The sequence below is a fragment of the Ktedonobacteraceae bacterium genome, from assembly GCA_035653615.1.
In the GTDB taxonomy this organism is placed as follows: domain Bacteria; phylum Chloroflexota; class Ktedonobacteria; order Ktedonobacterales; family Ktedonobacteraceae; genus DASRBN01.
The window spans coordinates 217,480-224,032 of record DASRBN010000001.1 but is presented as its reverse complement, the minus strand read 5'-3'; the positions used below and the strand labels follow the sequence as shown (position 1 = coordinate 224,032).

Below are 6,553 nucleotides of genomic sequence, written 5' to 3'. Positions count from 1 at the left end.
GTTCTTGATGTAGTCGGCATGTCCTGGGCAGTCCACGTGCGCGTAGTGGCGTTTCTCGGTCTCATATTCGACGTGGGCAATGGCAATCGTGATGCCGCGCTCGCGCTCCTCGGGCGCTTTGTCGATCTGGTCGAAAGCGATATACTTGTTGGCGGCGTTGGCTTTGGCCAGCACTTTGGTGATCGCCGCCGTCAAGGTCGTCTTGCCATGGTCGATATGGCCGATGGTGCCCACGTTCACATGCGGTTTCGTTCGCTCAAATTTCTTCTTTGCCATAACTCAAATGACTCCTTCTTTTCAATCCCCCAACCGGGAGGGAAGTCGGCCATCCAGGCACACATCCTGTTGCTGCTTACAGAAGCTTCATATTTGTGGGACTATCATGTAGGACAGCTCGAGAAAGTATAACCCTGTTGCAACCAACATAGGAGCCCGTGATGGGAATCGAACCCATGACCCCAGTCTTACCAAGACTGTGCGCTACCGCTGCGCCACACGGGCTGGTGGATCTCTGGAACACCTTGGGTGGGCAGTGAGGGATTCGAACCCCCGAAGTCGATAGACAGCTGATTTACAGTCAGCCCCATTTGGCCACTTTGGTAACTGCCCAGGATGAGATTTCCAACTCCTAGTATTGGACGGAAGCCTTTAGTTGCTATTCAATCTCCCGATTGACCGTCTCATGCCTCAATCGGGTTTCACTACCTCAATTGGGACGCACCCATTATAGCCGACGCTTCAGCGCATGTCAAGCGTTGTATTGCGGTCATGAGACCTCTGGGGGAAAACGAAAATAGAGATGTCTATGGGATATGAAGAGCATGATATAATAGATGTGCAAACGATCTGGGAAGCAGTAAAGGAGCCAGCATATGGCGACGAATCCAGTGCGGCAGTATATGTCGCTGGAACAATATTTGCTGCTGGTGCGTAACTCTGACCGGCGCTACGAATACTACGATGGCGAGGTTCGTCTCATGGCAGGCGGAACGTCGAATCATGCTACCATTGCGCTCAATTTCGGAATAGCTCTCGATCAGGCGCTGGGTGATGATGCGCTCTGTCGGCCATATGTTTCTGATAAATTGGTACGATTGACGCCTACCAAAGTGGTGATACCGGATGTCGTGGTTTCTTGCAGTGCTGGAGATCATGGAGAGTCCCAGATTATCGATACGCCTGTCCTGGTCGTCGAAGTACTCTCAAGATCAACCGAGATGACCGATCGCTTCGTGAAGCTCGCGCTCTACCAGTCAAAAGAGAGCGTTCAGGAAATTATCTTTGTGAGCCAGGCCGTTCAGCGTGTCGAGGTTTTCTCGCGTTCAGACGGTGATTGGCTCTACCGGCAATATGGAGCCGGAGAAAGTTTTCCCCTGGCAAGCCTGGACATTGAAATCGAGGTACGCCAGTTCTACAGGCGCCTCTCTATCCCCATAGCGGTCGAGCAGGTGAAAGAGGATGCTGAATCAGAGCAGTGAAACCTCATCCGCAGGGCCAGTCAAGATGCTTGCCTGACCATCTTTCACTACGACAAAGCACTTTGCTGTGGCAGGCGCCGCGTTGTTCTGTATCCTCACGTCGGAAGTTTGAGTACGGCCCTGAGCATTATCATTGGCACTAACCCACCGCCAAGTTTGCGGCGGTACTCGATTTGAAAACCTGCCTCTGCCAGCGTTGCTTCAGTGTCGCGATTCCAGTGACAGTTACCGGCAAGACGCGTTGTGAACGGGACAAACATATCCTGTATGCGACTGGTGACGGCTCCTTGAGAGCGGACATGTTCGACCAGTAGCAATCTGCCACCCGGCTTCAGGACGCGCCTGATTTCTCGCAAACTGGCCGCCGGGTCATTGACGGAACAAAAGACAAGCGTTGCCAGCGCGCAATCAAACGTCCCATCCGCGAATGGGAGCGATTCAGCTGGAGCTTGAGTAAGCGTGATGGGTACTGGAGCCGCCTCTGCCCGCGCGCGAGCATAACGCAACATGGCAGTGTCGGGTTCAATGGCTTCTACTCGCTCAACCCGCCCGGGATCATAATAAGCGAAGTTGAGACCGTTGCCCGCGCCTATTTCGAGTACAATGCCGGAAGCCTGCCCGGCGATTTCCTTGCGGTATGGCGCCATATAGTTGCGCTCTGTTCTGCCCCGTGAAGTGCGTTCGTAATAAGCGGCAAACAGGCGATGATGGGTAGTTGCCGGTTTTTGTGGATCGCCGGCGATAGTCTTGCTCATGAATTGTTCGGGTCGCTTTCTTTTCTATGTCGCAATAATAGCTCTTGCCCTGGATACGGTTGAATAGTATTGCGGGTTGTAGTTTTCTTCCCGTGATTCCTCAGGAGCCGACCAGAGATTCTTCGCTGCGCTCAGAATGACAGGCCTGCGCTCAGAATGACAGGCCTGTGCTCAGAATGACAGGCCTGCGCGCAGGCCTGTCATTCTGAGCGCAGCGAAGAATCTGGCGAGCAGTTGTCCAGTAGTTCTGGTTTCAGTTCCTTTATACACACTTCTGGGGAATCACCAGGTTTTCCCTGCTTGCGTCGTGGCAGTCTGTCTATTAGAATGAAGATATTATTAAGAATATTGGCGTACTTTTTTAGGAACGCATGGATAGAAGAGTCAAGACGATGCCTCGCATACCACCGATTGATATAGAATTACCTGCTGATGGAGCCACATCTTTCAGCACCATGGCTACACTTTTTCGCACTATGGCCCACAGACCAGAGCTGATGCGCCAGGCAATGCAGTTGCTGGAAACGGCCATGCGCGCGGGGACGGTTGACCCGGCTCTGAAAGAGCTGCTGGCGATACGTGTCTCGCAGGTCAATGCCTGCTTTTATTGAATGGAGGCGCATACTGCCCTGGCAGGGCAGCTGGGTGTAAGCAAGGAGTTGCTGGACGCGCTCTACCATATCGACCAGCATCGCCATCTCTTCACGGAGCAGCAACTGGTGGCGCTGCATTTTGCTGAGGTGATGACGACGAGCGCGCGCGATGTGGACGAGGAGCTATGGGATGCGCTGCAAGCTTATTTTGACGATGGAGAGATTGTCGAGCTGGCAACTGTGATTGGATTGTTCAATTTCTTTAACCGTTACGCGGATGCACTACAGATTCTTCCATCCGAGAACGCCAATACCAATACTAATAAGGAATGAAGACGCTATGCCAACGAGCGAAGAAAAACTGGCTGCCCTGCTGGCAGATTTACAACAACTATCAACTTACTTGCATGATCAGGGCGATAAGAAACTGGCGCTTGCGCGTCGATTCGAGGAAAATGCCAGGAAAGACCCATCGAATAGAGAGTTCGACTTAAACCAGTCGCGTATGCTTGATTACCAGCATAGCCTGTGGCATGAGATAGGGAACCTGGTGGACAAGCTGATAAAACAATACGAACACGAAGTGTAGGGGCCAGGTCATGCAGTTTGACAAAATAACCAGGTAATCCGGGCCGGGGGCCGATCAATCGGCGGTGGGCGCGATCAATCGGCCCCTACATCCCTATTTTACAGTTCGCCGCTTTTGGCTTTAGAATAGCGCTCTGTCAACTCGCCTTTGGTGCGGTTGTACATCTCCATGCCCTGATTGAGCGCCTCGGTAGCACGCGCGCGCAGTTCGTCGGTAAGTCCCGCGGAACGGTCGCGCAGCATAATACCCTGCTCGCCGAGTTGCGCCCGCGTGGATTCGCCCGACTGAGGAGCGAGCACCAGGCCAGCAGCCACACCTAGAGCGAAGCCGAGAAGTAAGCCGAGAATAAACTTCATTGGTTCACACCCTTCCTTTCTGGATAAGAAATTATCCGTTATTCTACATGTACCCGTTTCCAGGCACATTGCCACACAAAAATAACCGGAACGCTTGCCGACCAGTAGTCTATCATTAACTAGCAAGAGTCGATTAGCCGACCGGTTCGTGGAGGGCCTGCTGCACCAGAATGAGCAAATTCTCTAGTTCGAATGGCTTTTGAACTACATATACATCTTGAAAGCGTTCAGGATTGTTTGAAACAAGTTTGGTGACCTCTTCAGCCTCAAGCACCGCGGCAGTATAGACGATGATAGGAATATCGGCTGTTACTGGATCGTCCTTCAATTGCTTCAGAATATCCTGACCGGAAATATCGCCCAATCTCAGATCGAGAATCAACAAATCCGGCAGCTGAGTTTTCACCTGGGTAAAAGCATCTCTTCCATCTTGCAGGATAGAGACCTGATACTGCTCGTCTTCCAGGACGCGGCGCATCAGGTGAAGCAATTCATGCTTATCGTCAACAACGAGTATTTGTTTGCCCACAGTTTCTTAAACGCCGCGGGCCTGACCCTCATTCAAGTCCGGCCAGAAGCGCTCCCTCCTGTCATCACTACCAATACATTTCTCAAAGTAACCGGCACTCTCTCTAACACTGCTCTCCTGGTCGATCCAGGAGGACATAGAAGCGCCGGAAACAAAATATCCTTGCCATACCGTAGTGTATCACGTTAGCTCACAAGAGGCAAGATACATCCCCGGTTAATGATAAGCTGTAAGGCATTTTTAATATTTGTGAGCCAATCGTGAGCGTGGTTTCTCCTTGACACGTATGCTATGATAGTGCTGCTAAGAGCCAGTCTGATGGTTAAACAAATGACCATCATGCTTTTAGTAGAACGACCGCGTAGCTCAGTGGTAGAGCAATCGACTTTTAATCGATTGGCCGTGGGTTCGAGTCCCACCGCGGTCACTATAATTCGTGACATTCTCCTTTTCAATACTTCTCAAATTTGCCTGCCCTTGACTTGCGATGCGCCACGTACCACAATAGCAGCAAGCACAGGGATACAATCAAGACGTAATAGGATTAATACTCATCAATAGCGCATTTTGCTGGATAGTACAATAGTTCTTGCATAGAGAAGGAATATTGGCCTATGAAGATTTTGGCCCGCGTGAAGCGCAGCAGTTATTTCGACTCGATTACACTGATGAAGATTGCACGTTCCCTCACGGAAATGCCGGGCGTGGAGGATGCGGCCGCGATTATGGCCACCGAACCAAATTTGCAATTGCTGGCCGAGGCAGGCCTGGCGCCGTTCGAAGGAGTCGAGGGCAAGCCTGGCCCGGACGATGTGCTGATCGTCGTGCGCGCCGGGGATGAAGCTACCGCGCAGGCCGCATTACAGACCGCCGAGGAGCAACTGGGGCAATTGGGACGGCGTACCGGCGCAAGCAGTACTGGAATGAACGGGATGCAAGCTGGGCCGGGGAAGCCACGTTCGCTGGAGCAGGCCACGCAGCTACACCCGGATGCCAGGCTGGCCCTCATCTCCGTTCCGGGAATGTATGCCGCTCTTGAGGCGGAACAGGCATTGAGGGCCGGGTTGCACGTCTTTCTCTTCAGCGATAACGTGAAGCTGGAGCAGGAAATTGCTTTGAAACATATGGCGCAAGAACGCAATCTGTTATTGATGGGACCCGATTGCGGCACCGCTATGATCAATGGTGCCGGGCTGGGATTCGTCAACGTGGTTCCGCGCGGGCCAATCGGCATCGTGGGGGCTTCTGGTACGGGCACGCAGCAGGTGATGTCGCTTATCGCGCAGCAGGGCAGTGGTGTCTCGCAGGTTATCGGTTGCGGCGGGCGCGACCTCTCCGAGGCAGTGGGAGCGATTACGACCTTGCAGGGATTGCGTCTCCTGCAGGCCGACGAACAGACGCAGGTCATTGTTCTCATTTCCAAGCCGCCCGCGCAGGCCGTAGCCGAACGGGTGCTTGAGGTAGCCGCGAGCGGACAGAAACCCGTCATCGTAATCTTTGTTGGGGCTGATCGCGATGCTTTAGAGAGCCGCTATAGAGAGCGGCTCATCATCGCTCGCACGCTGGCGGAAGCGGCCATGCAAGCGGTATCTATGAGTGAGACCGGTAAAGCGGTAGATAGCGGGCAGGCGCGGACAATGAGAAGCGGCAACGAGATTCTTCCAGGGCGCCCACAAGGGGACGCCCCTACCGTACACGCGAGGGCAACCAGCGACACAGGAACAGGATATCGCCTGGCGGCGCTTTTTTCGGGGGGCACGTTGTGCGATGAGGCGATGCATATCTGGGCCGGGCAGATTGGCCCTATTTATTCCAATATTCCATTGAAGCCGGAATGGCGACTGGCCCAGGGGCAGCGCACGCAGGGGCATTTCGCGATTGATTTTGGCGCGGACGAATATACCCATGGTCGCCCGCATCCGATGATTGATCCGGGCCTGCGTTTGAAGCGTTTGCAGGAAGAGGCCGGCAATCCACGGGTGGGTGTGATCCTGCTGGATATGGTGCTGGGTTATTGCGCGCATCCTGATCCGGCGGCAGTGTACGCGCCGGTGATTGCCGGAACGCTGGAACAGGCAGCCTCGCAGGGTCGCGCGCTCAACTTCGTGATTTCATTGTGTGGCACCGAGGGCGATCCACAACGGCTTTCGAGGCAGGCTGCGCGTTTTCGTGAAGCCGGGGCCGAGGTTTTCACAAGCAATGCAGATGCCGCCTGGCGCTGTGTCGAGTTACTTACTCAAGCGAGGTAAGCAT

General features: G+C 53.6%; 9 protein-coding genes and 3 tRNA genes. 6 read left to right on the top strand and 6 right to left on the bottom strand.

The window, feature by feature from the left end:
- The 3 genes from VFA09_01075 to VFA09_01065 form a co-directional block, all read right to left on the bottom strand.
- Positions 1-276: GTP-binding protein (locus tag VFA09_01075; protein HZU65841.1), on the bottom strand; the 276-nt coding region annotated here is incomplete at its 3' end.
- 153 nt (positions 277-429) lie between these two features.
- Positions 430-501 (bottom strand) — tRNA-Thr (locus tag VFA09_01070).
- A gap of 25 nt (positions 502-526) precedes the next feature.
- Positions 527-609 (bottom strand) — tRNA-Tyr (locus VFA09_01065).
- Between the two features lie 263 nt (positions 610-872).
- Between VFA09_01065 and VFA09_01060 the strand changes: the two genes are divergently transcribed.
- Complete coding sequence (locus VFA09_01060; GenBank protein ID HZU65840.1) at positions 873-1,478, top strand: Uma2 family endonuclease; 606 nt, start codon at positions 873-875, stop codon at positions 1,476-1,478.
- Positions 1,479-1,573: 95 nt separating this feature from the next.
- Here the strand turns inward: VFA09_01060 and VFA09_01055 are convergent, their stop codons facing one another.
- Positions 1,574-2,233, bottom strand: coding sequence for a class I SAM-dependent methyltransferase (locus VFA09_01055; protein HZU65839.1), 660 nt, complete (start codon positions 2,231-2,233; stop codon positions 1,574-1,576).
- 392 nt (positions 2,234-2,625) lie between these two features.
- Here VFA09_01055 and VFA09_01050 point away from each other — a divergent pair, with 392 nt between their 5' ends.
- The 3 genes from VFA09_01050 to VFA09_01040 are packed head-to-tail and all read left to right on the top strand — an operon-like array spanning position 2,626 to position 3,415.
- Positions 2,626-2,844: a carboxymuconolactone decarboxylase family protein gene (locus VFA09_01050; GenBank protein HZU65838.1), complete on the top strand. Its 219-nt coding sequence runs from the start codon at positions 2,626-2,628 to the stop codon at positions 2,842-2,844.
- Complete coding sequence (locus tag VFA09_01045) at positions 2,845-3,159, top strand: hypothetical protein (protein ID HZU65837.1); 315 nt, start codon at positions 2,845-2,847, stop codon at positions 3,157-3,159.
- 7 nt (positions 3,160-3,166) lie between these two features.
- Positions 3,167-3,415: a hypothetical protein gene (locus tag VFA09_01040; GenBank protein HZU65836.1), complete on the top strand. Its 249-nt coding sequence runs from the start codon at positions 3,167-3,169 to the stop codon at positions 3,413-3,415.
- A gap of 98 nt (positions 3,416-3,513) precedes the next feature.
- Here the strand turns inward: VFA09_01040 and VFA09_01035 are convergent, their stop codons facing one another.
- Positions 3,514-3,771 (bottom strand): YtxH domain-containing protein, encoded by a 258-nt coding sequence (locus tag VFA09_01035; GenBank protein ID HZU65835.1) that lies wholly within the window; start codon positions 3,769-3,771, stop codon positions 3,514-3,516.
- 133 nt (positions 3,772-3,904) lie between these two features.
- A complete protein-coding gene (locus VFA09_01030) occupies positions 3,905-4,300 on the bottom strand; it encodes a response regulator (GenBank protein ID HZU65834.1) in 396 nt (131 codons plus the stop codon).
- Between the two features lie 355 nt (positions 4,301-4,655).
- Between VFA09_01030 and VFA09_01025 the strand changes: the two genes are divergently transcribed.
- Both VFA09_01025 and fdrA read left to right on the top strand, forming a co-directional pair.
- A tRNA-Lys gene (locus tag VFA09_01025) sits at positions 4,656-4,727 on the top strand.
- 187 nt (positions 4,728-4,914) lie between these two features.
- Positions 4,915-6,549, top strand: a complete 1,635-nt coding sequence (fdrA, locus tag VFA09_01020) for an acyl-CoA synthetase FdrA (GenBank protein HZU65833.1) — start codon at positions 4,915-4,917, stop codon at positions 6,547-6,549.
- Positions 6,550-6,553: the final 4 nt, after the last annotated feature.